The organism is Kribbella caucasensis, from assembly GCF_004361855.1.
GTDB classification, from domain to species: Bacteria; Actinomycetota; Actinomycetes; order Propionibacteriales; family Kribbellaceae; genus Kribbella; species Kribbella caucasensis.
Window position 1 is genome coordinate 15,426 of the sequence record NZ_SNWQ01000006.1, and the last position, 25,008, is coordinate 40,433.

27 protein-coding genes are annotated in these 25,008 nt (G+C 69.0%); 12 read left to right on the forward strand and 15 right to left on the reverse strand.

The genetic code is table 11. The annotated features are described in order from the left end of the window. Window positions 1-60: 60 nt before the first annotated feature. From EV643_RS13735 to EV643_RS13745, 3 genes are read left to right on the forward strand one after another with little or no spacing between them, the layout of a single operon-like run. Window positions 61-453 (forward strand): GntR family transcriptional regulator, encoded by a 393-nt coding sequence (locus EV643_RS13735; protein WP_133800448.1) that lies wholly within the window; start codon window positions 61-63, stop codon window positions 451-453. Continuing rightward, window positions 450-1,340 carry an ABC transporter ATP-binding protein gene (locus EV643_RS13740; RefSeq protein ID WP_133800449.1) on the forward strand — a complete coding sequence of 297 codons (891 nt, stop codon included), beginning with the start codon at window positions 450-452 and terminating at the stop codon, window positions 1,338-1,340. The genes EV643_RS13735 and EV643_RS13740 overlap by 4 nt, the downstream gene beginning before the upstream one ends. Then, the gene (locus tag EV643_RS13745; RefSeq protein WP_133800450.1) at window positions 1,337-2,389 is read left to right on the forward strand and encodes an ABC-2 membrane transporter-related protein; all 1,053 of its coding nucleotides are present in this window, start codon (window positions 1,337-1,339) and stop codon (window positions 2,387-2,389) included. The genes EV643_RS13740 and EV643_RS13745 overlap by 4 nt, the downstream gene beginning before the upstream one ends. Here the strand turns inward: EV643_RS13745 and EV643_RS13750 are convergent. From EV643_RS13750 to EV643_RS13770, 5 genes are all read right to left on the reverse strand, one after another. Beyond that, complete coding sequence (locus EV643_RS13750) at window positions 2,386-3,222, reverse strand: class II fructose-bisphosphate aldolase (RefSeq protein WP_133800451.1); 837 nt, start codon at window positions 3,220-3,222, stop codon at window positions 2,386-2,388. The genes EV643_RS13745 and EV643_RS13750 overlap by 4 nt on opposite strands. A gap of 24 nt (window positions 3,223-3,246) precedes the next feature. Next, window positions 3,247-4,182, reverse strand: coding sequence for a 1-phosphofructokinase family hexose kinase (locus tag EV643_RS13755; RefSeq protein WP_202869546.1), 936 nt, complete (start codon window positions 4,180-4,182; stop codon window positions 3,247-3,249). Continuing rightward, window positions 4,170-5,300, reverse strand: a complete 1,131-nt coding sequence (nagA, locus tag EV643_RS13760) for an N-acetylglucosamine-6-phosphate deacetylase (RefSeq protein WP_133800452.1) — start codon at window positions 5,298-5,300, stop codon at window positions 4,170-4,172. Before nagA ends, EV643_RS13755 begins: the two co-directional genes overlap by 13 nt. A gap of 16 nt (window positions 5,301-5,316) precedes the next feature. Further along, window positions 5,317-6,252, reverse strand: coding sequence for an ROK family protein (locus EV643_RS13765; protein WP_238165572.1), 936 nt, complete (start codon window positions 6,250-6,252; stop codon window positions 5,317-5,319). A gap of 134 nt (window positions 6,253-6,386) precedes the next feature. Then, a complete protein-coding gene (locus EV643_RS13770) occupies window positions 6,387-7,013 on the reverse strand; it encodes a TetR/AcrR family transcriptional regulator (protein WP_133800453.1) in 627 nt (208 codons plus the stop codon). A gap of 369 nt (window positions 7,014-7,382) precedes the next feature. Between EV643_RS13770 and EV643_RS13775 the strand changes: the two genes are divergently transcribed. Then, complete coding sequence (locus EV643_RS13775) at window positions 7,383-7,985, forward strand: hypothetical protein (RefSeq protein WP_238165573.1); 603 nt, start codon at window positions 7,383-7,385, stop codon at window positions 7,983-7,985. Here the strand turns inward: EV643_RS13775 and EV643_RS13780 are convergent. After that, window positions 7,978-8,673, reverse strand: coding sequence for a helix-turn-helix transcriptional regulator (locus EV643_RS13780; RefSeq protein WP_133800455.1), 696 nt, complete (start codon window positions 8,671-8,673; stop codon window positions 7,978-7,980). The two genes, EV643_RS13775 and EV643_RS13780, sit on opposite strands and share 8 nt — an antisense overlap. A 176-nt stretch (window positions 8,674-8,849) precedes the next feature. Here EV643_RS13780 and EV643_RS13785 point away from each other — a divergent pair, with 176 nt between their 5' ends. Then, window positions 8,850-9,620 carry an SDR family oxidoreductase gene (locus EV643_RS13785; protein WP_133800456.1) on the forward strand — a complete coding sequence of 257 codons (771 nt, stop codon included), beginning with the start codon at window positions 8,850-8,852 and terminating at the stop codon, window positions 9,618-9,620. Here EV643_RS13785 and EV643_RS13790 read toward each other — a convergent pair. From EV643_RS13790 to EV643_RS13805, 4 genes are all read right to left on the reverse strand, one after another. Then, the gene (locus tag EV643_RS13790) at window positions 9,617-10,243 is read right to left on the reverse strand and encodes a CGNR zinc finger domain-containing protein (protein WP_133800457.1); all 627 of its coding nucleotides are present in this window, start codon (window positions 10,241-10,243) and stop codon (window positions 9,617-9,619) included. The two genes, EV643_RS13785 and EV643_RS13790, sit on opposite strands and share 4 nt — an antisense overlap. A 19-nt stretch (window positions 10,244-10,262) precedes the next feature. After that, window positions 10,263-11,222 carry an SPFH domain-containing protein gene (locus EV643_RS13795; RefSeq protein ID WP_133800458.1) on the reverse strand — a complete coding sequence of 320 codons (960 nt, stop codon included), beginning with the start codon at window positions 11,220-11,222 and terminating at the stop codon, window positions 10,263-10,265. Then, a complete protein-coding gene (locus EV643_RS13800; RefSeq protein WP_238165574.1) occupies window positions 11,222-11,515 on the reverse strand; it encodes a hypothetical protein in 294 nt (97 codons plus the stop codon). The genes EV643_RS13795 and EV643_RS13800 overlap by 1 nt, the downstream gene beginning before the upstream one ends. Before the next feature lie 294 nt (window positions 11,516-11,809). Next, window positions 11,810-12,517 carry a TetR/AcrR family transcriptional regulator gene (locus tag EV643_RS13805; protein WP_133800460.1) on the reverse strand — a complete coding sequence of 236 codons (708 nt, stop codon included), beginning with the start codon at window positions 12,515-12,517 and terminating at the stop codon, window positions 11,810-11,812. Between the two features lie 113 nt (window positions 12,518-12,630). Between EV643_RS13805 and EV643_RS13810 the strand changes: the two genes are divergently transcribed. Further along, window positions 12,631-14,814, forward strand: coding sequence for an MMPL family transporter (locus EV643_RS13810; protein ID WP_133800461.1), 2,184 nt, complete (start codon window positions 12,631-12,633; stop codon window positions 14,812-14,814). On the opposite strand, the gene pdxH is transcribed toward EV643_RS13810, so the two are convergent. Beyond that, window positions 14,757-15,404 (reverse strand): pyridoxamine 5'-phosphate oxidase, encoded by a 648-nt coding sequence (gene pdxH / locus EV643_RS13815; RefSeq protein WP_238165575.1) that lies wholly within the window; start codon window positions 15,402-15,404, stop codon window positions 14,757-14,759. The genes EV643_RS13810 and pdxH overlap by 58 nt on opposite strands. An 86-nt stretch (window positions 15,405-15,490) precedes the next feature. Between pdxH and EV643_RS13820 the strand changes: the two genes are divergently transcribed. Beyond that, a complete protein-coding gene (locus EV643_RS13820) occupies window positions 15,491-16,000 on the forward strand; it encodes a universal stress protein (RefSeq protein WP_133800462.1) in 510 nt (169 codons plus the stop codon). 9 nt (window positions 16,001-16,009) lie between these two features. Then, entirely contained in the window at window positions 16,010-16,252 is a 243-nt protein-coding gene (locus EV643_RS13825; protein WP_133800463.1) for a DUF1876 domain-containing protein, read from the forward strand. 1 nt (window position 16,253) lies between these two features. Here EV643_RS13825 and EV643_RS44840 read toward each other — a convergent pair whose 3' ends face one another. Continuing rightward, window positions 16,254-16,991, reverse strand: coding sequence for a hypothetical protein (locus EV643_RS44840; protein WP_202869547.1), 738 nt, complete (start codon window positions 16,989-16,991; stop codon window positions 16,254-16,256). Between the two features lie 261 nt (window positions 16,992-17,252). Here EV643_RS44840 and EV643_RS13835 point away from each other — a divergent pair, with 261 nt between their 5' ends. Both EV643_RS13835 and EV643_RS13840 read left to right on the forward strand, forming a co-directional pair. Next, a complete protein-coding gene (locus EV643_RS13835) occupies window positions 17,253-18,365 on the forward strand; it encodes a citrate synthase 2 (RefSeq protein ID WP_133800464.1) in 1,113 nt (370 codons plus the stop codon). 62 nt (window positions 18,366-18,427) lie between these two features. Then, window positions 18,428-19,081, forward strand: coding sequence for a DUF2293 domain-containing protein (locus tag EV643_RS13840; protein ID WP_133800465.1), 654 nt, complete (start codon window positions 18,428-18,430; stop codon window positions 19,079-19,081). A 141-nt stretch (window positions 19,082-19,222) separates the two neighbouring features. On the opposite strand, the gene EV643_RS13845 is transcribed toward EV643_RS13840, so the two are convergent. Then, on the reverse strand, window positions 19,223-20,029 hold the full coding sequence (locus tag EV643_RS13845) for a helix-turn-helix domain-containing protein (protein WP_133800466.1): 807 nt from the start codon (window positions 20,027-20,029) through the stop codon (window positions 19,223-19,225). Window positions 20,030-20,143: 114 nt separating this feature from the next. Between EV643_RS13845 and EV643_RS13850 the strand changes: the two genes are divergently transcribed. Continuing rightward, complete coding sequence (locus EV643_RS13850; RefSeq protein ID WP_133800467.1) at window positions 20,144-20,977, forward strand: phytanoyl-CoA dioxygenase family protein; 834 nt, start codon at window positions 20,144-20,146, stop codon at window positions 20,975-20,977. Between the two features lie 222 nt (window positions 20,978-21,199). Further along, window positions 21,200-22,324 (forward strand): phosphoserine transaminase, encoded by a 1,125-nt coding sequence (serC, locus tag EV643_RS13855; protein WP_133800468.1) that lies wholly within the window; start codon window positions 21,200-21,202, stop codon window positions 22,322-22,324. A 242-nt stretch (window positions 22,325-22,566) separates the two neighbouring features. On the opposite strand, the gene EV643_RS13860 is transcribed toward serC, so the two are convergent. Together EV643_RS13860 and EV643_RS13865 are read right to left on the reverse strand one after the other, a co-directional pair. Further along, the gene (locus EV643_RS13860) at window positions 22,567-23,649 is read right to left on the reverse strand and encodes a hypothetical protein (RefSeq protein WP_238165576.1); all 1,083 of its coding nucleotides are present in this window, start codon (window positions 23,647-23,649) and stop codon (window positions 22,567-22,569) included. Further along, the gene (locus EV643_RS13865) at window positions 23,646-24,914 is read right to left on the reverse strand and encodes a class I SAM-dependent methyltransferase (RefSeq protein WP_133800469.1); all 1,269 of its coding nucleotides are present in this window, start codon (window positions 24,912-24,914) and stop codon (window positions 23,646-23,648) included. The genes EV643_RS13860 and EV643_RS13865 overlap by 4 nt, the downstream gene beginning before the upstream one ends. Window positions 24,915-25,008: the final 94 nt, after the last annotated feature.

The window sequence follows — 25,008 nt, forward strand, 5'->3', positions numbered from 1 at the left end:
TGACGAACATTTGGACCATCCCTCTATAGTGCTAGTTACCTAGATGAATGGGGATTCCAGATGATCGAGTTCCACCTGGACGGCCGGTCGGGGGTGTCGCCGTACCAGCAGATCGTCCAGCAGGTCCGGAACGCGCTCCGGCTGGGTCTGCTCCGCGAGGGGGACCAGTTGCCGACCGTGAAGGACGTGGTCGCGAGCCTCGCGATCAACCCGAACACGGTGCTGAAGGCGTACCGCGAACTGGAGCACGAGGGGCTGGTCTCGGCCCGGCCCGGCCGCGGCACGTTCGTGACCAAGACGCTGACCGACAACTCGCTGGCCGCGCACGGACCGCTCCGGCAGGACCTGCGCCGCTGGATCGGCAAGGCGCGCAAGGCCGGACTGGACGACGAGAGCATCGAGGCGTTGTTCATGACCACGTTTCGGACCGCCGCTCAGGAGGACATAGCATGACCGCCGCCGTACTGCGGGCCGCCGGGCTCGGGAAGAAATACGGCCGCCGCTGGGCGCTGACCGACTGCAATCTCGAAGTTCCGGCCGGACATGTGGTCGGCCTGGTCGGCCCGAACGGCGCCGGCAAGAGCACGCTGCTGAACCTGTCCGTCGGGATGCTCACCCCGACCGCCGGTTCGGTCGAGGTGCTCGGCGCGCCGGCCGGAAAGCAGCTGGCCAAGGTCGGATACGTCGCGCAGGACACCCCGACGTACAGCCGGCTGAGCGTCGCCGAGCACCTGAAGATCGGCGCCCATCTCAACCCCGGCTGGGACCATTCGGTCGCCGAGCGACGGATCCAGAGCATCGGCCTGGACCCGAAGCAGCGGGCCGGCCGGTTGTCCGGCGGCCAGCGGGCCCAGCTCGCGCTCACCCTCGGCCTGGCCAAGCGACCCGACCTGCTGCTCCTGGACGAGCCGGTCGCCGCACTCGACCCACTGGCGCGGCGGGAGTTCCTGCAGGACCTGATGGAAGCTGTCGCGGAGCAGGAGCTGAGTGTCGTCCTCTCCTCGCACCTGGTCTCCGACGTGGAGCGGGCCTGCGACTTCCTGATCGTGCTGGTCGACTCGCGGGTCCAGGTGAGCGGTGAGATCGACACCCTGCTCGCCACCCACTACCGGCTGACCGGTCCGCGGAAGGACCAGAAGTCGATGCCGAAGGACCAGCACGTGATCGCGGCCAGCCATACCGATGTGCAGTCCACCTACCTGATCCGTACCGAGATGCCGATCCTCGACCCGGCCTGGTCCGTCAGCCGGCTCACCCTCGAGGACCTGGTGCTCGCCTACATGGGCCGGGCCGCGCAGCCTGAGCAGACCGGCCGCCCGTTGCTGGAGGTGCAGCGATGATCTGGTTGACCTGGCGGCAGTTCCGCCTGCAGGCATTGGTGATCGTCGCCGCCGTGGCCGTGTTCGCGGTCCTCCTGGCGGTGACCGGCCCCGGTCTGCTGAACGACTGGCAGGCCCAGCACGAGAGCTTCCTGAGCCGGATCAAGTTCGACCGGATCAACGAGTACCTGTACATCGCCGGCCAGGCTCTCGTGTACGCCGCTCCGCCGGTGATCGGGGCGTTCTGGGGGGCACCCCTAATCGCGCGCGAGCTGGAAGCGGGAACACATCGGCTGGTGTGGAACCAGAGCATCGGCCGGACCCGCTGGCTGGTCACCAAACTGGCCGTCACCGGGCTGGCCGCGATCGCCGTGACCGGATTACTCAGTCTGGCAGTGAGCTGGTGGTCCAACCCGATCGACGACGCGATCGACGGTGGTCAGACGGCCGGGATCTACAACCTGCCGCGAATCATGCCGGCGGTCTTCGGAGCGCGCGGTGTGGTGCCGATCGGCTATGCGGCGTTCGCGTTCGCACTCGGCGTCGCCGTCGGCCTGGCCACGCGGCGCAGCGTGGTCGCGATCGCCATCACGTTGACCGTGGTGATCGCGGCGATGATCCTGTCGCCGATCTTCCTGCGGCCGCACCTGATGACGCCGGCCGAGGCCAGTGTGATCGTGACGGCCGACAACATGCGCGGACTGCAACTGTCGGGTCCGGAAGAGAATCCGGAAGTGATGCGGATCGAGGCGGCGCTCGAGGGCAGCGGGTTCTGGAAGATCTCCGAGGTCACGGTGAACGCCGCCGGCCAGGTGCAGAAGACCCTGCCGAGCTGGATGGCGGGCTGTGGCCCGGGCCGGCCGAACGCGCCGGCGGCCGAAGCGGCTGCGCGGCCGCCGCTGAGCGAATGCTTCCAGCGGCTGGCCGATGAGGGCTACCGGCAACAGATCAAGTACTACCCGGCCGACCGGTTCTGGGCCCTGCAGTGGCGGGAGACCGGGATCTTCCTGGGCCTCGCGCTCGGGCTGACCGGGTTCTGCTTCTGGCGGATCCGGCGCGACCTGACCTAAACCGCCTGTAGGACCGTCAGCAGACGAGCTACCTCGGCCGCGACCGCAGTACGGGCGGGGCCGAGGTACTTGCGGGTGTCGACCAGATTCGGCTGATCGGCCAGGATCTCGCGGACCACGCCGGTGAAGACGTTGTTGAGGTGGGTCGCGATGTTGACCTTCGTCATCCCGGCCTCGACCGCCCGGGTCAGATCCGCGTCGGCGACACCCGACGAGCCGTGCAGCACCAGCGGAACCGGTACGGCGGACCGCAGTGCCGCGATCAGCTCGAAGTCGAGTTCGGCGGTCCGCTCGGTCATCGCGTGGGAGGAGCCGACCGCCACGGCCAGCGCGTCCACCCCGGTCGCCTCGGCGAAGGCGAGCGCCTCCTCCGGCTTGGTCCGTGCACCGGGCGCGTGGACGCCATCCTTGCCGCCGACCTCACCGATCTCGGCCTCGACGAAGACGCCGTGTTCGTGGCAGAACGCGGCCACCTCGGTCGTCGCCGCCACGTTCTCGGCGTACTCGAGCTTGGACGCGTCGTACATCACGGACGTGAACCCGAGCGACACGGCCTCGGTGACGAGGTCCCGGTCCATCGCGTGGTCGAGGTGCACGACGACCGGTACGGTGGCGGCCGACGCGGCAGCGAGTGTGGCCACGCCGATCGGCTTGAGCGACCCGTGGTACTTCACGGCGTTCTCGCTGATCTGCAGGATGACGGGAGCGCCGACCTGCTCGGCTCCGGCGATCAGCGCGGTCGCATGCTCCAGCTGGATCACGTTGAACGCGCCGACTCCCCGGCCTGCCTTTGCGGCACCCAGTACGACCTCGGCTCCGGACACCAACGGCATGACGAACTCCTATCTACTGGGCGGCTACAGCGCCTGGACGTCGACCTGCGGCTGCCACCGCCGGTACGCCGCCAGATCGAGGTCACCGGCCATCGGGGTCAGCACCGCCGCGGCCGACGCCGCCACCGCGCTCTTCAGTACTACGGACCAGTCGGGCTCGGTGCCAGTGCCGGCCGACGCAGCCGCGACGGCGGCCGCCACGACCGCAGTACAGGCGTCACCGGCCCCGGTCGGATTCCCGGCGACGCGTTCGACCGGCAGCGCGCGCCAGACGCCCTTGTTGCTGGCAGCAACCATTCCGCGGGATCCGTCGGTGATCACTGCGGCTCGCGCACCCAGCTGTACCAGTTGTCGCGCGCCTTCCTCGACGTCGACGGGTCCGACGGCTTCGTGGAGCTCGGCCGCGTTGGACCGGACCACGGCACCGGCCTTCGCGGCCGACAGCAACGCATCGCCGCCCGCGTCGATGACGGAGAGGACGTCGTGGTGGCGGGCGCGGACCGCGATCTCGGCGTAGGCATCCGCGGGCAAACCGGGTGGCAGGCTGCCGGAGCAGGCGAGCACACCCAGGCGGCCCCATGGCATCCGGTCGTGGAACGCTCGCCATTCGTCGGCTGTCACGACCGGGCCCGCCTCGTTGAAGATGGTCGCGTCGCCGTCGGTTTGGTTGACGATGGCAACGGTTCGCCGGGTCTCGCCGGCGATCGGGGTGAGCAGCGCGGTCAGGCCGGCGTCGAAGAGTTCCTCGGCGACCAGTTCACCGGTCAGGCCGCCGACGAACCCGAGCGCGAGGACCTGGTGCCCGAGGGTGTTCGCGACCCGGGCGACGTTCACGCCCTTGCCGCCCGCACGCTGCCGGATGGCGGCGACCCGGTGGCTGCCACCGACGACCAGCTCGCCGACCTCGTAGGTGACGTCGAGCGCGAGGTTGAGGGTTACGGTTCCGATCAAGCCAGCCACGACCCGGCTCGCATCACTTTCTGGACCGCATACTCGTTGTCCAGCACAACCAGATCGGCCCGCTTGCCGGTCTCGATCCCACCGACGTGGTACCAGCCGAACGCCTCGGCCGGAGTGGTAGACGCCATCCTGCTCGCGTCCACCAGGGAGACACCGGCCTGTACTGCGTTGCGGTAGGCAACGTCCATCGTCAATGTGCTGCCGGCAATCGAATGGGATCCGTGCGCCAGCGTCGCCAGACCGCCCTTCACGTCCACCTCGAGGTTGCCCAGGGTGTACCGGCCTTCCGGCATCCCGGTCGCGATCATCGCGTCGGTGATCAGCGCGATCCGGGACACCCCGGCCGCGGCCAGCGCGACCCGGACCACCTGCGGATCAAGGTGCATGCCGTCGTTGATCACCTCGAGCAGCAACCGCGGATCGTTGAGCGCGGCCCCCACCGGCCCGGGATCGCGATGGTGGAACGGCCGCATCCCATTGAAGAGATGCGTGGCCACCGTCGCGCCCGCATCCGCACCCGCGACCATCTGCTCGTACGTCGCGTCGGTGTGCCCGAGTGCGGCGACCGCCCCGGCGTCGACGACCTGCCGGATCGCGTCCAGGCCGTGCTCCAGCTCCGGCGCGATCGTCACCATCTTGACCACGTCGGCGAGCACCTTGGCCACGTCGCCCTCGACGGGATCGCGCAACAGGCTCGGCTCGTGCGCGCCACAGCGGGCCTCGGAAAGGAACGGCCCTTCCAGGTGCACCCCCGCGATCACGCCATCGGTGACGAGATCCGCCAGACAGGCCGTCTGCGAAACGATGTCGTCCAGCGGCGCGGTGACCAGGCTCGCCATCGTCGTCGTGGTGCCGTGCTTGGCGTGGAAGGCCGCCGCATTGCGGGCTTCTTCGGGATCGGTGGTCGAGTACGTCGCCCCACCGCCGCCGTGGGTGTGGATGTCCACGAACCCCGGGACCACGGTGACGTCACCGAGTTCCTCCGGCCGGCGCCCGTCCGCGGGCATCCCCTCGGATCGCCGCCCGAGCGCCCGGATGTCACCGTCCTCGATCTGGATCCACGCGTTCTCCAGCAGGTCGTCCGGGGTCACCAACCGGGCCATCCGGTACGTCGTCATGCCGTCTGCTCTCCGCTCACTGCTCTCCACTCACCAGGTCCCACGCCATCAACGCGGCGCCGAGGCAGCCCGCCTCCTCGCCGAGTACCGCGGCCACGATCTCCGGCTCCCGCTGGAAGGTCAGCCGCGCGTGAACACCTTCGCGCAAGGGTGCGAGCAGCGTTTCACCGGCCCCCACGAGTCCGCCGCCGATCGCGATCCGGGTCGGCGCCACCAGGGTCGTGTAGAGGACGAGCGCGTCGACCAGGACGGCGAGCGCCTCGTCCCACACCGCCTTCGCATCGGGGTCGCCGGCGGCCAGGAGTTCGAGGACTTCGCGTGCTCCGTCGACCGACTTGCCCGACCGTACGCCGTACCGACGGGCCAGGGCGGCCGCGGACGCGACGGTCTCGAGGCAACCACGTTGGCCGCAGGCGCAGAGTTCAGCGTCGTCGCCGTGGACGAATCTGGTGTGGCCGAGCTCGCCGGCGTACCCGTCGCCGCTGACCAGGGAACCGTCGACGACCATGGCGGCCGCGATCCCGGTCCCGAGCGGGAGGAAGAGGGAGTTGGTGGTGCCGCGGAGTGCGCCCTGGCGGAACTCGGCGTATCCACCCGCGCGGACGTCGTGCGCGAGGATGACCTGCTGGTCGGGTCCGACGGCGGCGCGCAGTTCCGCGAGCACCGGCGTACCGACCCAGGCCAGGTTCTCCGCGCCGACGGTGCCGGTTTCGGCGTCGATGATGCCCGGGACGACGACGCCGACCGCGCGCACCCGGTGGCCCTCGGCGGACGCCTTCTGCTCGAGCTCGACGACGGTTTCGAGCAGCGCGTGGAGCACCGCGCGGCCACCGGCGTCCCGGGGCGTGGGCCTGGTCTCGCGGTGCACGACGGCACCGTCGGCGGCGACCAGGCCGCACTTCATCCGGGTTCCACCGAGATCGACGGCAACCACGACATCACAGGGCTCCACGGAGCGCCATTATGCAGCGTTACCCAGCGGTTCGAACATCCGTGAGCAATCCGTGGACAGTCACGATAAGACCAGTGACCCCGCTGGTGGTGGATCGGCGCGCGGGCACAGGGACGACTCGCGCGCCGATTCGGTCAGGATCTGAGGCCGCGATCGAAGGCCGCCACCAGGAAGGCGACCAGGTTCTCGGCCAGCTTGCTCGGGTCGTCCGGGTCTTCGGTGCCAGGCGCCCGCGACAGCGCCTGCGACTGGTGCAGTGCGAGCAGCCCGAGCATGTTGACGAAGCCGAAGGCGACGGCCGTGGGCGCCGCATGGGGCAACGCCCGTTGCAACGCAGTCAGATATCTCTTCTCGATCGGTTCCGACTCGGCCGCGTACAGCTCGCGGATCCGCGGGCTCGGGTCGAACGCGACCCGGCCGATGAACCGCGCGACGATGGCCCCGCGCTCGCCGCGGCGCAGTACGAGATCCAGACCGGGCTCGATGAACGCCCGGATCAGCTGCTCGGGCGCCGGCTGTCCGGACCCCTCCAACTGGTCCAGGCGGCGCCGCCGTTCGGCGTTGACCGGCCCCGCCGCCCGGGCGACCGCGGCCCGCAACAGCGCTTCCTTCGAGCCGAAGTGGTAGTTGACGGCCGCGATGTTCGCGGCTGCCGCGACCGTGATGGCCCGGAGCGACGTTCCTTCGTAGCCAGCCTCGCCGAACCTCTGCTCGGCGATGTTGAGCAGCCGCTCCCGGGTCGATTCCACGGGTGTGTCCACAGAGTTCTCCTTCCCCCCGGCTACCGCTCGCGCAGGCACCCCACCTGCTCACTCGCCGTAGCCTTCAGCCAGCATAGTTCAAACGGACGTTTGAATGAGAGTGGTCGGACCCGTAAATCTGATGAGAATCGGGAAAACCCTTCACAATCCGCCCCAACCGGCCCATTTCTCGCTGTTTCAAGCCCCGCTGCCGGTGGTTGAGGTGGGAGCGGCGGGGTGGTGGTTAGGGTCGGGAGTATGGCGCGGCGTGAGGTGGTTCGGATTGGGCGGCGGTTTCAGGGGCCGGCTCAGTCGGGGAATGGTGGGTATACGGCCGGGTTGGTCGGTACTGCGTTGAGAGAGGTGGCGGCTGCGGGGACGGTTCCGCAGGTGACTCTGCGGTTGCCGCCACCGTTGGAGGTCGACCTGAATCTGCTGGTCGACTCGGACGAGGCCAAGCTGGTCGGACCCGAGTCGCTCACCGCCGGCGCGATCCCGGTCCCGGCCGACGTACTCGCCGACGCGACGATCGACCCGGTCTCGCCGGAAGAGGCGCACGCGGCCGAGTCGCTGTACAGGGGGTTGGTCAATCACCCGTTCCCTGGTTGCTTCGGCTGTGGGCCGGCGAACCCGGAAGGTCTTCAACTGCGACCGGGTCTGCTCGGTGACGGGCGGACCGCCTGTACCTGGCACCCAGCCAAGGATCTCGTCGCCGCCGACGGACTGGTCGACCCGGTGTACCTGTGGGCGGCGCTCGACTGCCCAGGCGGCTGGTCCATCGACCTCGAGGGCCGCCCGTCGGTCCTCGGCCAGATGACGGCCGCCATCGACGGCCGCCCATCGCCCGGCGAACTCTGCCTCATCATGGGCCGCCACCTCGCCGAAGACGGCCGCAAGACCTACACCGCCACCACCCTGTACAACGCCGGCGGCCTGGTCCTCGCCCGAGCCCGCCACACCTGGATCACCGTCGACCCCGCAGTGTTCAATTAGCGCGCGAAGTCGAGGGAGTTGGTTGAGGGCTGCGCCAGTTGGTTAGGAGTTTCAGGGCGGCTTCGGAGGGGGAGTTTGGTTCGGCGGTGTAGATGCAAAGGGTTTGGTCGGGGTCGGCGGGGAGGACGACGGACTCGTATTCGACGGTGAGGTCGCCGACCAGGGGGTGGTGGTAGTACAGCTCGCGGGTGGACTCGTCGAGGAACGTGTACCGCATCAGGTTGCGCTCGCGCGGCGGGAGCGCCTCGAAGTCGGTCATCAGCGCCCGGGCCAGCCGGTTGGCGGCGAGTACGTCCAGCCGGCGGCCGAACACGAACGCCGGGGTCACGTCGTCGAGCGTCTCGAGGATGCGCCGGATGCCGGGGCGGACTCGCTGCACCCGAGGCGGCGTACGACGACGGGGCCGGCGAGTCGACCGGGTGATTTGAACCAAGTAGGTGCGCTCGGCGGCGTCGAGCTGGAGGGCCTGGGCGATGGCGTCGAGCACCTCGTCGGAGACGTTCAGGTAGCGGCCCTGTTCCAGCCGGCTGTAGTAGTCGACGCTCACCCCCGCGAGCCGCGCGACCTCTTCGCGCCTCAGCCCCGGCACCCGTCGTACGCCGCCGTCCATGTCGAGGCCCAGCTCGGCCGGATCGAGGCGGGCTCGCCGGCTCCGCAGGAACTCCTTCAACTCGGCGTTCTGATCCATGCCTACCAGTCTGCCGCCGGCGTCGGGACGAACGGGCCCCGAAGGTGGTTCTGCTGGTCCTGGGTTCAGCCTTCCAAGGTCGAGCAAGGCCGGATTTGGCCCGCCGCGCCCCTCTCCCGGCTGGTTGCCTGAAGTGGTGCGGCCGACCGGCCGCAGCAGAAAGGATCACAACCCTCATGACCGTCCAGAACCCCACCCTGACCGGCCGCGTCGCCGTCGTCACCGGCGCGTCCAGCGGTATCGGCGCGGCCACCGCCAAGCGCCTCGCCGCGGGCGGCGCCGCGGTCGCCCTACTCGCCCGCCGCACCGACCGGCTGGAGAGCCTGGTCAAGGAGATCGAGTCCGATGGTGGCACCGCGCTGGCCTTCGCGGCCGACGTGACCGACGCCGCCGTACTGCGGAACGTCGCCACCGAGGTCGAGTCGAAGCTGGGCACCGTCGATCTGTTGTTCAACAACGCCGGGGTGATGCTGCCGGCGCCGATCGACGAACTCCGAGCCGACCAGTGGCAGCGTCAGATCGACACGAACATCTCCGGTCTGATGAACGCCATCGGCGCCTTCGTCCCGCAGCTGATCAAGGCCGCCGAGGCCAAGGGCGTCGCCGACCTGATCAACACGTCGTCGATCGGCGCACAGAACATCTTCCCCACCTTCGCCGTTTACACCGGTTCGAAGGCGTTCGTCACCCACCTGTCCCGCACCCTCCGGGCCGAACTGGGCGCCAAGTTCGTCCGCGTCTCGGCGATCGAGCCCGGCATCGTCGGCACCGAACTCCAGGACCACGTCACCGACGAGGGCGCGCTTGCCTGGCTGGCCGACTCGAAGGAGGCCATCACCTGGCTCACCGCCGAGGACATCGCCGAGTCGATCGCCTTCCTGGCCGCCCAGCCGGCCCGGGTCAACTTCCAGCAGCTCACCATCATGCCGACCGGCCAGCCGTCCTAGCGGGTGCGGGCGGCGTGGGCTCGGACCTTGGCCCGGTTGCCGCAGGTGGACATGGAGCACCAGCGGCGGCGGCCTCGGGGGTCGAGGAAGAGCCAGCCGCACGAGTCGCCAGGGCAAAGGCGGATGTGCGGACGGTCGTCGCCGGTGAGAAGGTCCGCGGCAAGTAGGGCCAGGTGGTCGAGAGGAAGGCTGAGGTCTTCGGGTAGCTCCCAGGACGCTTCGAGACCTGGCGAATCAGTTGGTACTGCGATGAGTCGTCGGCGGGCGCTGGCCTTTTGGGTGACCCGGGCGACGGCTTCGAAGGATGCGGTCGCCGTGGAGTCCGTGAGTACGTCGTACAGGTCGGCCCTGAACTCCACGGCGGCCGCCAGCCGGCGAGCCGCCTCTACCGGTTGGGTCGACGCCTCCGTGACCAGGCGGCCAACGGTCGCGTCGGGGAGCAGGCCCACGTACCCGGTCCACAGGGCGAGGGCCTCGTAGTTGGTCAGCCACTCGACCCGGGCCGGGCCGCGGCCGACCCAGCCGGCCCGGGTGTTGAGGAAGTCCAGCACCGGGTCCGCGCCGACCGGTTTGGGCAGCACGATGCCCTGAACGAGCTCGAGATGCGACGGCAGCGCGGACACGGCAACTACTCCGGCAGGATCAGCGTGGGGTCGTCGGGGTCGGGGTCGGGACCGGGATGCTGACGTTGCCGTTCTGCGGGATCACCATGAACTGGATCTTGCCCGACTCGATCGCGGTCTTCAGCAGGTAGCCGTTCGCACCCAGCATCGCGACCTGCTGCTTGACCGACTGCAGTTCGACGTTGACCTGCTGGTTCTTCTGCTCCTGCGCCTGCTTGGCCAGCTCGGCGCGCTGCTTGGCCTCCAGCCCGTCGATGATGCCCTTGTCCAGCGGGGTCGGCTTCTGGATCGTGAACGACAGCTCGCCGCAGGCGTTGTTGCCGGTGTACGACGGGCCGCAGAAGTAGTCGCCGCCGACCGCGGCCGGCAGCAGCCGGGTGAACTCCTTGGCCGCGGCGGTCTGGAAGGCCGACTTCTTCGCTTCGTTGTTGTAGAGCTCGGCCCAGTTGTAGTTGGTCCCGACGGCGGCCAGCGCGCGGTCGATCTGCGGCCGGAAGTACGACTGCAGCATGGCGTCCCAGCCGGCCGGCTCGTACGCGTCGGTCTTCAGCCCGATCCGCTCGTGGAAGGACTGGATCACGGCCTGGTCCCGGTTGAGGGTGAAGTAGACCTGGACCCGGACGCCGAGCCGGACGTTGTCCTTGCTGACGACGGTCACCTCGTCGGCGTTCTCGGTGTCCGCGCCGGCGCCGCCGATGATGTAGGAGCGCTGGTCGATCGGGTAGTCGTAGACCGTGTCGCCGGGACCGATCAGCTTGTTCGTCGCACCGGGCGGGATGATCGACTTGAACTTCTTCTCCTCGACCACGCCGCCGCCGTAGTGCAGGCCGATCTTGTTCGCGTCGGTGTCGGCGAAGTTGAAGATGTTGAACAGCACGATCAGGAAGATCACCAGCAGGATCAGCCCGCCGATCACCTTGGCCTTGACGCCACCCCCCTTGCCCGGTGCCTTCAACGTCGAGGTCCCCAGTTTTGCCATCAGGTGTCGAGCTCCTTGCGTTCGGTCAGTCGCCGGATGTCGGCGAGCGTCAGGTCGGCGGTGACCGCGACGTCACGCGGTACCGATGGATGCGAGCTGAGCGTACGCAGACCCTGCTCTGCGGCCGCGACCGCCTTCTCGAGCGCCCGGACCTCCTGGATCAGCGCCTTGTTCTCGCTGGTCAGGTCGATCAGGGCCCGTTCCGCGGCGGCGGCCCGGCGGTACGACGACCACGCGAACCAGCCGGTTCCGATCAGCAGGATGAGTACGGGTAGTCCGAGCCTGAACACCATGGTTCCAATGGGACCACGAGCCGCCGTTCATCTGTTGGCGAAAACTAGTTGAAGGTGTTCGGTTTGGGACGTAGGTTTCTGTGTACACGCGAAGGGAGGTGGTCCAACGCATGAATTGCTATCGGACTCGTGAGGTGGCGGCGGGCTGACCGCCAACCACTAGTTAGTGGGCAAGTGGTCGGCCAGTTCAACGCCAGCCACCGGGCCCGCGGGCAGTCAGGAAAGTCCGCCTGACCCAGCGTGCGATCACCCGATCGTGTCTCTGGAAGTGTCCGCGGGTCTCTTTTTTTGCGCTCATCCCGGTGGGCAGTCCAGGCCGAGCGCTTGGCCGATCTCCCGCAGCTGGGCGTCGAAGTACGCGCCGGCGTCCTCCAGCGCCCAGTGCAGCTGGCCGAACACCTCCATGCAGATCAGGCCGTAGAGCCTGGTCCAGTAGGTCAGCGACAGGTAGATCGCCCCGGCCGGCATCCCGTCGAAGAACTCCGACTTCTGCTCGAGCTGGGCCACCAGTTCGGGCCCGAGCTCGGCGTCCGGAGGGCTCGGGAACGGCCGCTGCCAGTACACCTGCGCGACCAGATCCTTGAACACCGCGCCGAACCGCATCGCCGCCTGATGGCTCGGGGTCAGCTCGTGCTCGACGGCCTCCGGATCCGGCACCGGCGACCCGAACATCAGCCCGAACTCAGCCGGATGCGCCAGCGCCCAATCCCGCAGCCCGCCCGCGATCAGGAACAGCTGCTCGCCGAGATCAGCGCCGGTGTCGCGGAGCTCGATCAGGAACGCCGTGAGCTCGTCGTACAGGTCGGCAACCAGTGCGGAGACGAGGTCGTCGTGGCTGGCGAAGTACCGGTAGAGGGCCGGTGCGCTGAGGTTGAGCTCGCGGGCGACCGCGCGCAGCCCGATGGCCGGGGCGCCGCCTTCGACCAGCAGCTTGCGGGCCGCGGACTTGATCTCCACGACCGCCTCCGCGCGCCGCCGATCGCGCCGGGTACTGAGTTCCACGAAGACCTTTCTTGACAACGAGACCGGGTCGTCGCCTACAGTGAACACTGTTAACCGTTAACACTGTTCACTCCCGCGACTTCTGTTCAATGTACCCGCCCTGGGGAGGGTTTGTGTTCGAATCGCTCGGCCGGTTCAGTTACCGTCGCCGCCGTCTGGTCCTCGCCCTGACCGGCATCTTCGTGGCCGCCGCGATCGCCTGGGGGACCGGCGTCTTCGACTCGCTGGCGAACGGCGGGTTCGAGGCGCCCGACACCGAGGCCGGCCGCGCCGTCCGGACGATCGAGCAGTCCATCGGCCGGGTCGGCACCGACGTGATCGTGCTCTACCGCAGCCCTTCCGAGGCGGTGTCCTCACCAGCTTTCCGGCAGAGCGTCGACAGTCACCTGGCCGCGCTGCCGGCGACCGACGTGGTCGGCAAGGCGACCTTCTGGACCACCCGCTCCCCCGCGTTCGTGTCCGAGGACCAGCACTCGACGTACGCCGTACTGACGCTGTCCGGCGACGACCCGATGCAGCGGCTCGACGCGTTCCACCGGATCGCGGACCAGTTGCGCCAGGCACCCAACGGGCTGGACGTGCAGGTCGGCGGCGAGATCGCGGTGTTCGACGAGGTGAACACGCAGACCGAGCACGACATCGTCCAGGCCGAGAGCATCTCGATGCCGATCGTGCTGGTCCTGCTGGTGATCGTCTTCGGTGGTCTGGTGGCCGCGAGTCTGCCCTTGTTCGTGGGGGGTTTGGCGATCCTGGGTGCGTTCGTGCTGCTGCGGGCGCTGAGCCAATTCACCGATGTGTCGATCTTCTCGATCAACATCGTGACGATGATCGGGTTCGGCCTGGCGATCGACTACGCGTTGTTCATCGTCACTCGGTTCCGCGAGCAACTGGCGGCCGGTGACGACGTCGAGACTGCGTTGATCACCACAATGAGCACGGCCGGCCGGACCGTCGCGTTCTCCGGGATCACCGTGGGCGTGGCGATCACCAGCCTGGTGCTGTTCCCGGTGATGTTCCTGCGCTCGATGGCGTACGGCGGCGCCGCGGCCGTCGTGGTGGCGATGGTTGCCGCGCTGACCGCGTTGCCGGCACTGCTCGCCGTACTGGGGCATCGGGTGAACAGGCTGAAGGTGCCGGGTCTCGCGCGCCGGGCTGGAACGACCGAGCACGGCGCCTGGTACAAGCTGGCGCAGAGCGTGATGCGCCGGCCGATCCGGTACGTCGTGGTTCTGGTTCCGCTGTTGCTGGTGCTCGGGATTCCCTTCCTGCGGGTCGAATTGGGCGGGGTCGACCACCGTGCGTTGCCGGCCGGGGCGACGAGCCGGACCGTCACGGAGACGTTGCAGAACGACTTCGCCGGCGCGGGCGGTTCCGACGTACTGGTTGCCGTCCGGTTCGCGTCGGCGCCGGCGGATCCGACGGCCGCGCTCGCGCCGTACGTGAGTGAGCTGAGTCGGGTCAGTGAGGTGGAGAGCGTCCGGATCGGCGGGTACAAGGACGGGGTTGCCTCGATTGTGGTGCACACTCACATCACAGGGCAGGAGTTGCCGGCCCGGGACGTCGTACGTGACGTGCGTGCGATCGCGGCGCCATCCGGGACCTCCGTTGAAGTCGGTGGCGAGACCGCGTTGCTGATGGACCTGTTGCACGTGCTGGCCGAACGAGCGCCGTGGATGGCCGGGTTCATCATCATCGTGACGTTCCTGCTGCTGTTCGTTGCCTTCGGCTCCGTTGTGCTGCCGGCTAAGGCGTTGCTGATGAACGTGCTGTCACTGGCGGCGTCGTTCGGCGCGATGGTGTGGATCTTCCAGGACGGCCATCTGTCCGGGCTGCTCGACTTCACCCCAGCCGGGTTCCTGGACGCGACGAACCCGGTGCTGCTGTTCGCGGTGTTGTTCGGGTTGTCGATGGACTACGAGGTGTTCCTGCTCAGCCGGATCCGGGAGGAGTACGACCGGACCGGCGACAACACCCGCGCCGTCGCCCTCGGGCTGCAGCGAACCGGCGGCATCATCACGTCCGCGGCCCTGCTGCTGATCATCGTGGTCGCCGCGTTCGCCACCTCGGGCATCGTGTTCGTGAAGATGATCGGTGTCGGCCTGGTGCTCGCGATCCTGATCGACGCCACCGTGGTCCGGGCGTTGCTGGTGCCCGCGACGATGCGGCTGCTCGGCCGGGTCAACTGGTGGGCACCGGCGCCGCTTGCGCGTTGGTGGCAGCGGCACGGGTTCCGCGAGGATCAGGGCTGGAGCCGGATCAGCTCCCAGGACTCCGACGACCAACTGGTCCGGCGGTAGGCGAGTCGGTCGTGCAGGCGCCCGGTCCGGCCCTGCCAGAACTCGAACGCCGTCGGCTCGATCCGGTAGCCGCCCCAGAAGTACGGCGCGGTGATCTCGGTCCCCTCGGGCCATTGCCGCTCGTACGACTCGTACTGCAGGTCCAGCTCTTCGCGCGATTCCACCGGCTGGGACTGCTGCGAGGCCCACGCGCCCAGTTGGGACTCGCGCGGCCGGGTCGCGAAGTACGCGTCGACCTCTTCTGCCGGGAGCTTGGTGGCGATGCCTTCGACCCGGACCTGGCGTTCCATGGCGTGCCACGGGAACACCAGAGCGCAGTACGGGTTGGTGGCCAGGTCGTCGGCCTTGCGGGACTGCTGGTTGGTGTAGAAGGCGAAGCCGCGTTCGTCGAGTCCCTTGAGCAGGACTGTCCGTGCGGATGGGTGGCCGTCGGCGTCGACCGTCGCGAGCACCATCGCGTTGGGCTCGGCGAGGCCGGCCTCGGTGGCCTGGGCGAGCCAGACGCCGAACTGCTTGATCGGATCGGGGTCGACCTGGTCCTCCAGCAGTTCGCCGAGTCCGTAGGTCCGCCGCATCTCTGCTAGGTCCACGCTGGCAACTCTAGTCAGGCACGTCTGGACGGTTGGGCGGGGCGGGCGCACGCTGAGAGGGACAGCTGTTTTGGGGAGGTGCACCCATGGACGCACGGAAGTCATTCATCGTGTGCGGGGTTGACGGTTCTCCCGCCGGACGGAAGGCGCTCGACTGGGCCTTCGACGAGGCGCGCCGCAGGGACTGCCGGCTGCGCGCGGTCTCGGTGTGGTGGTGGGACGGCCTGCATTCCAGTAACTCAACGAGTCCGGAAGAGGCCCGGCAGCATGCCCAAGAGGTGCTGGACCGGGTCATGGACGAAGCCCTGGCCGAGCTCGACGACCCGCCACCCGAGACGGAGCGCCTGGCCGTCGAGGGGCGGCCCAGCGAGCGGCTCTGTATGGCGGCGGTGGACGCGGAACTGCTGGTTCTCGGCAGCCACGGCCACGGCTCCATCCACGACGCGCTCGTGGGGTCGACCAGCCGGCACGTCATCCGGCACGCGACCTGCCCGGTGGTGATCCTGCCCGATCCGCGGCACGCCGAGCGGGAGCTCAAACGGGTCCGGACCCATCGGCGTCAGGCAGCCGCGCCGGGCCCGGCGCCCATGTTCTGAGGAGCGACCGTGCCGGTCACGAAGAGCTGGACCGTCGAGCTCCGGATCACCGAGGAGGATCAGCAGACCACGGCCGAGGCGCGGTTGACCATCGACGACCTGGAGGCGGTGATGGGGCATGGGTCCGCGCGGCGCAGTACGGCCGACAGCAACGTCCCGGTGATCGGCGACGAACTGGCGGTGGCGCGGGCGCTGTCGAACCTGTCGCACCACCTGCTGGACACCGCGGTGCAGAAACTCGAAGGGACATAGGTCAGCGCGGCGGCGGGAAGTTCTGCTGGCCTGGGTGCTGCCCTGGCGATTGCTGGCCTGGCGGTTGCTGGCCTGGGTGGGCGGGCCACTGACCAGGCTGTTGCTGGCCGGGGTGCTGCTGACCGGGCTGGTGCTGGCCGGGCTGCTGCTGGCCTGGGTGAGCAGGCTGTTGCCGGCCGGGCTGGTGCAGGCCGGGCTGCTGGCCGGGCTGGTGCAGGTTGGGCTGCTGGGCGGGGTAGCCGGGGTGTTGCGGCTGGGTCGGGTAGCCCGGGTAGAAGTTCGGGGTGTCCTGGATCTGCTGGGGTTGCTTCGGCGTCCGGCGGGCGTCGGAGATCCAGCGGCCGATCCCGGCGACCAGCAGGAGCATGCCGAAGAACAGCACGGAGCCGTCCCACATGATGTAGCCGAACGGTCGCTGGCCGGGCAGGTCGAACAGCCTGGCCAGGTCGATGGCGGTCCGGATCGGCAGCACCTGGACGGCAAGACCGGCCGCCGCCATCAGCCCACCGGCCCCGACCATCACGCCGGCCCCGATCGCCCGGATCGCCATCAGCAGACCCATCACGGCCGCGGCGACCAGCAACAGCACCACCCACGGCAGGCTCTCGGCCAGATCGGTGTTGAGACGTTCGGTTCGCACGACGTTCACCTTCGCCCCGGCGTACGAGGCGACTGTCGTGCCCAGCCAGCCCACGACCAGACCGACGGGGATACCGAGGAGCGGCTTCGGCTTGTCCATAGCACGAGGTTAGGGCCTCGAACGGTCACGGGGCTGTCCGTTCCGGCGGGCCGTGTCTGCTGGTCCCGCGCAGTCGCGAGCAAGTGCTCGGCGGAGTGCCTCGGCGTGCTGGAGTGAAGGTCTCGATGCGGAGCATCGTGGCCTTTGCTCCAGTGCGGCGAGGCGCCCGCCGAGTGCTGCGCAGCACGCGCGGGGCCTGCAGACACGGCCCTCGGCCGCGAACTATGCTGCCTGGGCGCCTGACGGACACAAAGGAGTGGCATGTCGGATCCGAGAACCGAGGTTCAGCACGGTCTCGAGGGAGTCGTCGCGTTCGACACCCAGATCGCCGAGCCGGACAAGGAGGGGTCGGCGCTGCGCTATCGCGGGGTCGACATCGAGGATCTGGTCGGCCGGGTGCCGTTCGAGAACGTCTGGGGCCTGCTGGTCGACGGTGCGTTCACCCCGGGCCTGCCACCCGCCGAACCGTTCCCGCTGCCGGTGCACACCGGTGACATCCGGGTCGACGTGCAGTCCGCGCTGGCGATGCTCGCGCCTGCCTGGGGACTGCGGCCGCTCTACGACATCGACGACACGCAGGCCCGCGAGGACCTGTCCCGCGCGGCCGTGATGGCTCTTTCGTACGTCGCCCAGGCGGCTCGTGGCATCGGGCAACCGATGGTGCCGCAGCGCGAGGTGGACAAGGCGCAGACGATCACCGAGCGGTTCATGATCCGCTGGCGCGGCGAGCCCGATCCGAAGCACGTGAAGGCCGTCGACGCGTACTGGACGTCGGCCGCCGAGCACGGCATGAACGCGTCCACCTTCACCGCCCGGGTGATCGCGTCGACCGGCGCCGATGTGGCCGCCGCGCTGTCGGGTGCGGTCGGGGCGATGTCCGGCCCGCTGCACGGTGGTGCGCCGGCCCGGGTGCTGACGATGATCGAGGGCGTCGAGAAGGGCGGCGACGCGCGGGCGTACGTGAAGGGCTTGCTCGACAACGGTGAGCGGCTGATGGGATTCGGTCACCGGGTCTACCGGGCCGAGGATCCCCGCGCGCGCGTGCTCCGGCGTACGGCGCAAGAGCTCAACGCGCCGCGCTACCAGGTGGCCGAGGCGCTGGAGCAGGCCGCGCTGACCGAGCTCCGCGAGCGCCGGCCGGACCGGGTGCTGGAGACGAACGTGGAGTTCTGGGCCGCGATCGTCCTCGACTTCGCCGAGGTCCCGCCGCCGATGTTCACCTCGATGTTCACCTGCGCCCGGACGGCCGGCTGGAGCGCGCACGTGCTGGAACAGAAGCGCACCGGCCGCCTGATCCGCCCGTCCGCCCTGTACTCCGGCCCCGCGACCCGCCCGGCCAACTCCGTCGAAGGCTGGAACCCCGCCTGGACCTGATCCTTGCGTCCGAAGAATCGAGGGTCATAGGCCAAGTTTCTTCGGACGTTAGGGTTCATCCCGTGACGGATGATCTGCTGGTGATCTCGCCGGTGAAGGCGTTCACCTGCGCCGAGTGCGGGACCACTGACGCCGACCTGATGCGGTTGGAGGACGACGCACCGCATTGCCTCGCCTGTGTGGATCTCGATCACCTCGTGTTCCTCCCACGCGGCGACACCGCCCTGACCCGGCGGGCGCGGAAGGCCAGCACATTGTCGGCGATCGTGGTGCGGTGGAGCCGGGCGCGCAAGCGGTACGAACGCCAGGGCGTGCTGGTCGAGCAGCCCGCCCTGGAGCTGGCCGAGGAACAGTGCCTCGCGGACGACGACGTACGCGCCCGGCAACGTGAGCGGGCCCGGGAGATGCGCGCGGTCGAGGACGTGGAGTTCCAGCAACGCATGGCCACCGAGATCGTCCGGCTGTTCCCGAACTGCCCACCCGGCCGCGGGGAGGCGATCGCCCAGCACGCGGGGACCCGCAGCAGCGGCCGGGTCGGCCGATCAGCGGCGGGCCGAGCGCTCGAGGAGAACGCGATCACGCTCGCCGTCGTCGCCTCCATCCGCCACGAGGACACGCCGTACGACGAACTCCTGATGGCCGGCGTCCCCCGCCAGCAAGCCCGGGACCGGATCCGCGACCAGCTCGACGAGATCCTGGAGCGCTGGCGGGCGTAGGCGTCAAGGAGCGTATCTGCACCACTCACTAACCACCGGCGGCGCCGCACCCCCACGCCTGAACCCCCGCGCCGAACACGGCCCCGCAGCGGTTACTGAGTGGTGCAGATACACCTCCGACCCCTTGCTCGACCGATTCGCTCAGGCTGAGCGGGTGTTGCGGGGGGAGGCGCCGGTGCGTTGTTTGTATTGGCGGCTGAAGTAGGGGACGTCGGTGTAGCCGAGGGCGGCCGCGATCTGGGTGACGGACATCGTGGTTTCGGTGAGCAGTTGGTGGGCTCGGTCGATCCGGGCCTGGATCAGGTACTGCGCCGGCGGCATCCCGACTTGCGCGACGAACCGCCGGGTGAACTGGGCCCTCGAGAGCGCGGCCAGCGCGGCCATTTCCTTCACGCTCCAGTCGCGCCCCGGATCCTGACGGATCAGCTGGGCGACCTCCTCGATCGCCGTGTCGGTCGCCGTCTTGCCCGGACTGTGGGCCGCTTCCCAGATCTCACAGAGCAGTTGTTCCAGGTACAGCTCGGCCTGCCGCTGCCCGAGCGCGTCCTGTCTCCGGTACGCGGCATCGGACGCCTTCGCGAGCGCACCGAGCAACACCCGGTCCGGGAGGTCGCACCACCGCTCCCCCGGTACTACGGACTCCGGGTGCAGGCTGCTGCCCGGCTTGGGCTCGAAGTGCATCCCGAAGACGAGCAGGCGCCGACGCGGGTCATGGGTAGCCGTCGGGGCGTCCCCCGGCGCGAAGACCGCACACGCCCCTGGCCCCAGCTCCCGCGTCCTGCCGTCGAGTTCCATCCGGCCGATTCCGTCCAGCACACACCAGAGCAGGTAGTCCGGCAGCGGGCGCGACACCCAGGACCAACTCGGCTCACAGCGCCAGAAGGTCGGCGGCGACAACAGCCGCAGATCCAGCGGGACGCCATCGGCCAGACCTCGATTCTGCGTCAAAAGTCCAACTCCCTGCGCCGTTCATCCGTCGCCCGAATAGTGCATGGAACCTCAGACTAGCTGTATGGACGGGATCCGCTTGGACGGATCGGCCGGGATCTAGCGGAGGTTTGGATGAGCGTTTCGTTCAAGGAAGAGTTCGACGCCGACGGGTACACCCTGGTGCGCGGGCTGTTCGGGGCGGATGAGGTCGAGAAGCTGCGGGACCACTACATGGTGCTGCGCAAACGGGGCTCGTACGGCGGCGACGTGGTCGGTGTGGAGGCGAGCAGCCGGGATCCGTTGAAGCGGTACCCACGGATGGCGCAGATGCACCGGTGGGACGAGGTGTCGCTGCAGTGGATGATCGACGACCGCCTGGACGACGTGATGACCGCGTTGCTCGGCCGGTCGCCGTACGCGGTGCAGACGATGATCTACTTCAAGCCCCCGGGTGCCCGTGGTCAGGCGCTGCACCAGGACAACTTCTACCTGAAGGCCGAGCCTGGTACGTGTGTCGCGGCCTGGATGGCGCTCGACAAGGTGGACCAAGAGAACGGCTGCCTCGAGGTCATCCCCGGCAGCCACCGGTGGCCGATTCTGTGCACCGAGAAGGCCGACACCAAGATCAGCTTCACCGACGTCACCGTGCCGCTGCCGGACGCGGACGCCGCCGTACCGGTGGAGATGGAGGCCGGGGACGTCCTGTTCTTCCACGGCGCGCTGGTCCACGGCAGCGCCCCGAACATCACCACTGACCGGTTCCGCCGGGCCCTGATCGGCCACTACATCCAGGGCGAGGCCGAACAGGTCGCCGAGTACTACCACCCCGCCCTCCACATGGATGGCAGCCCGCTCGAACTGGCCGTGGCCGAAGGCGGCGGCGCCTGCGGCGAATGGACCGACACCCCCGAGGGCCCCGTAGCCGTCCTCACCGGCACCCACAAGATCACCCGCAAACACGAGTAACCCCCGGGCGCATCTCAAAGGCTGACCTCCGAGGTTGATGGTTGCCCACCGAGATTCCGAGGGGGCAACCATCAACCTGAAGAGCTAGCCCTCGAGATGTGCGCGGCGGCGGAGTCCGGGGGGCGGGCCTGGTTACGGGGGGCTTCGGCGGATGTGGAAGACTTGTGGTTGCTGACAGCGTCGTCGGCGTGGATTCAGCCAGACGACGAAAGGGAACCGCTGGTGACCAGCGACATCACAATCCCCGCAGAGCTCAAGCCCGCCGACGGCCGGTTCGGTGCCGGTCCGTCCAAGGTGCGCCCGGAGGCCGTCGCCGCGCTCGCGACCGAGGGCGCCAAGCTGCTCGGCACCTCGCACCGCCAGGCGCCGGTCAAGAACCTGGTCGCCCGCGTGCAGCAGGGCGTGGCCGACCTGTTCCAGCTGCCCAACGGGTACCAGGTGGTGCTCGGCAACGGCGGCTCGACCGCGTTCTGGGACATCGCGACGTTTGGGCTGATCCGGGAGAAGAGCCAGCACCTGAGCTTCGGCGAGTTCTCCTCGAAGTTCGCCAAGGCCGCGCAGCTCGCGCCGCACTTGGGCGAGCCGAGCGTGCTCAAGGCCGACCCGGGCAGCCGGCCGGTCGCGGTCGCCGAGGCGGGCGTGGACCTGTACGCCTGGCCGCACAACGAGACCTCCACCGGTGTGATGGCGCCGGTCAAGCGGGTCGAGGGCGCCGACGAGGGCGCGCTAGTCGCGATCGACGCCACCTCCGGCGCGGGCGGCCTGCCGGTCGACCTGAACGAGGTCGACGCCTACTACTTCGCGCCGCAGAAGTGCTTCGCCTCCGACGGCGGCCTGTGGATCGCGATCCTGTCGCCGGCCGCGCTGGCCAGGGTCGAGGAGATCACCGCCGGCGGTCGCTGGATCCCGGCGTTCCTGGATCTCGCCACCGCGATCGACAACTCCGGCAAGCACCAGACCTACAACACCCCGTCGCTGGCGACCCTGTTCCTGATGGCGGAGCAGACCGACTGGATCAACAGCCAGGGCGGTCTGAACTGGAGCGTCGGGCGGACCACCGACTCCAGCAACCGGCTTTACACGTGGGCCGAGAAGTCCGACTACGCGACCCCGTACGTCGAGGACCCGGACGCTCGCTCGCTCGTCATCGGCACCATCGACCTGGACGAGTCGATCGACGCCGCCGCGGTCGCGAAGACGCTGCGCGCCAATGGGATTGTCGACACCGAGCCGTACCGCAAGCTGGGTCGCAACCAACTGCGGGTCGCGATGTTCCCGGCCGTCGACCCCGACGACGTCGAGAAGCTCACCCAGGCCATCGACTACGTGGTCGACGCCCTCCGCTGAAGCACGTTTTCAGAGCCCCCGCACCGTTCACGGTCGCGGGGGCTCTGGCGTGTCGGGGGCGGGCGTGGCGGGGCGGGTCGGCCGGGGTCCCGGTGGTGCCCGGCTGGCGTGGGGTGCGGCAAGCGCGGGCGGGCGTGGCGGGGTTGTTCGGCCGGGGTCCCGGTGGCGCCCGGCTGGCGTGGGGTGCGGCAAGCGCGGGCGGGCGTGGCGGGGTCGGCCGGGGTCCGGGGTGCCTGGTGGGGTTAGACCGGGGTGCGGCGGCGGGGGGTGGGTGGGGGCTGGCCGGTGAGGCGGGCGTTTTCGGCTTGGCGGTCGAGGCGTTCGCGGCGGCCTGGGGGGAAAGTGATGATGGTGATGACGAAGGCGAAGAAGGCGGCGCCGACGAGGATCCAGCGGAGGTTGTTGCTCTTCTTGGTTTCGTCAGTGTCGCCGGACGCGGCCGCGGTGGGGGTTGCGGTCGGCTTGGGCGTGGCGGCTGCCTTGCGGGCCGGGGCCTGGGCCTCGTACACGGCCGAGTTGCTGCCTTCGCTGCCGACGAGGACGGTGTTGGTGGTGGTGCCGACGGCGACCGATTCGCCCTGGGCGAGGGGCATGGCGGCTCGGCCGACGACAGCGGGTTTCGCGCCCCAGGCAACAGTGGCGATGTCGAGGTAGGTGCGCAGTACGACGCGCTGGCCGTCGGGCATGAACGTGCCGTCGGTGATTCCAGCCGGCGCGTCAGCCAGTTTGGTGAGCTCGTTGGTGCCCTGACGGGACGCTTCCTCCGGTGCCGCGTAGAAGCCGCCCTTGCCGCTCTTCACCTTGGTGACGAAGTACATCTGGTTCGTCTCCGGCGCGATCAACAGGGTCTCGGCGTCGTGCGCCCCGTCGGGGTACTCGAAGTCGTACCGGCGGTACTTCACGTTCTCCTCGTCGGCCAGCTCGGCCGGCTCGGGGATCGTGTAGACCTCGATCGTCTCCCGGGTCGAGCGGTTGTCGCCGATGTCCGCGATGTAGATGGTGCCCTCGCGGTCCACCGAGATCGCCTCGACGTCACGCACCGGCGCATTGAAACTGAGCACCGCCTTGACCTTGCCGTTCGCGTTGATCCCGAACACCCGGGCGGTGTCACCGGAGTCGTTGACCGTCCACCAGATGCCCTCGTACTTCTGGCTCTTCGCCAGCCCCGAGGACTCGTCCACCCGGTCGTCGCGGATCGTGAACAGCTTCTTCGGCTCCGTCGGCGACGGGTCCGCCGCTGAGGCCGAACCGACGGGAAGGGCGACCCCCGCCAGACTGAGCAGGGTGATCGCGGTCAGGGTCAGGACTTTGCGCAGCAAGCTCAAGACACCGCCTTGCGCTCGGGATCCAGGACAAGCGCCGCGAGTCGTGGCTTGACCTGCCACTCGCCGACCAGCGCCTCGTACTCCGACCGGACCTCGGGCCCGGCCGTAGCTCCGGTCCGGGCGGCGCGGAGGAGCAGGTTGCGGGGCGTGTGCTCACTGTCCACGAACTGAACCACCTCCACCCGGTATCCGACCTGACGCAGCACCGCCGCACGCAACGCATCCGTCAACATGTCGGCGAACCGCTCCCGAACGATGCCATACCTCGTCATCAGCGCATAAGGCGCCGGTGGTTGGACGCTCTTGAGCTGCTTTTGGATGTCGTGATGACAGCACGGAGCCGCCAGCACCAACGGCGCCTCCCAGTCAACCGCCCGCGCCAGTGCGTCGTCGGTCGCGGTATCGCACGCGTGCAACGCCAGCACGACATCCGGCTGGAGCTCGACCTGCGCGTCCGCGATCGTCGCGTCCACGAAGTGCAGGTGATCCTGCCAGCCGAGGGCGGCCACCCGTTTGGTGTTCCGCTCGCGGGCCGCCGGGTTGTGGTCGATACCGGTCATCCGCACGTCGTGGCCCGCCGCCGTGAGCAGGTGGTACGCCGCGAGGGTGAGGTAGGCGTTGCCGCAGCCCAGGTCGACCACGTGCAGCGGCCGGTCCGCCGCGATCCGCCCGGCCGAGATCGCCTCCTCCAGGGCAGGGGCGAGCAGCTTGCAGAACTCCTCGATCTGCTTGTACTTCGACTGCCGCGACGGCTTCACCCGGCCGTGGTGGTCGCTGATCCCGAGCTCGATCAGGAACGGCGCCGCCGGGTCGAGCACCCGCTGCTTCACCCGGTCGTGGTCGGTCCGCTGCTCCCGGCTGGCGTCCTCCCGGTGCAGCAGCAGCTTCCCCTTCTTGGTGTAGCGCAGGCGCAGGGTCTGGTCCGTGGAGTCCACGTGCCAGCTCCCGTACCCCGCGGTCAGCAACTCGGCTACCACCGACTCGGCCTCCGGCACCTGGTCGGCGCCGGCGGGCTCGAGGTTGAGATTGCGGGTATGGGCCTGGCGTTCGTCGAACTCCGTCAGCTGAAGCCGGCGCACGCCCTTGAGGTCGACGTACCGGAGCTCGACCCGCTGGAACTGCGGTGCTGCCGCACCGCGGCGACGACCGGAGCCGATCGCTCGCACCAAGGTTACCGGCGAGAGGAGGGCGGACCGGATCGCACTCAGGGACGCGGACTCGTCGTCCGGTGCCTGGGCGGGGGGCTGATCCAGCGCTGCTTGCATCGCGCCATTGTCTCCGACCGCGGGACCGCATCACAAAAGGGTCTCGTCTTCCGGGGTCGCCGGGGTGTCCCCTGGTCATCTCGGGGTCACCGCC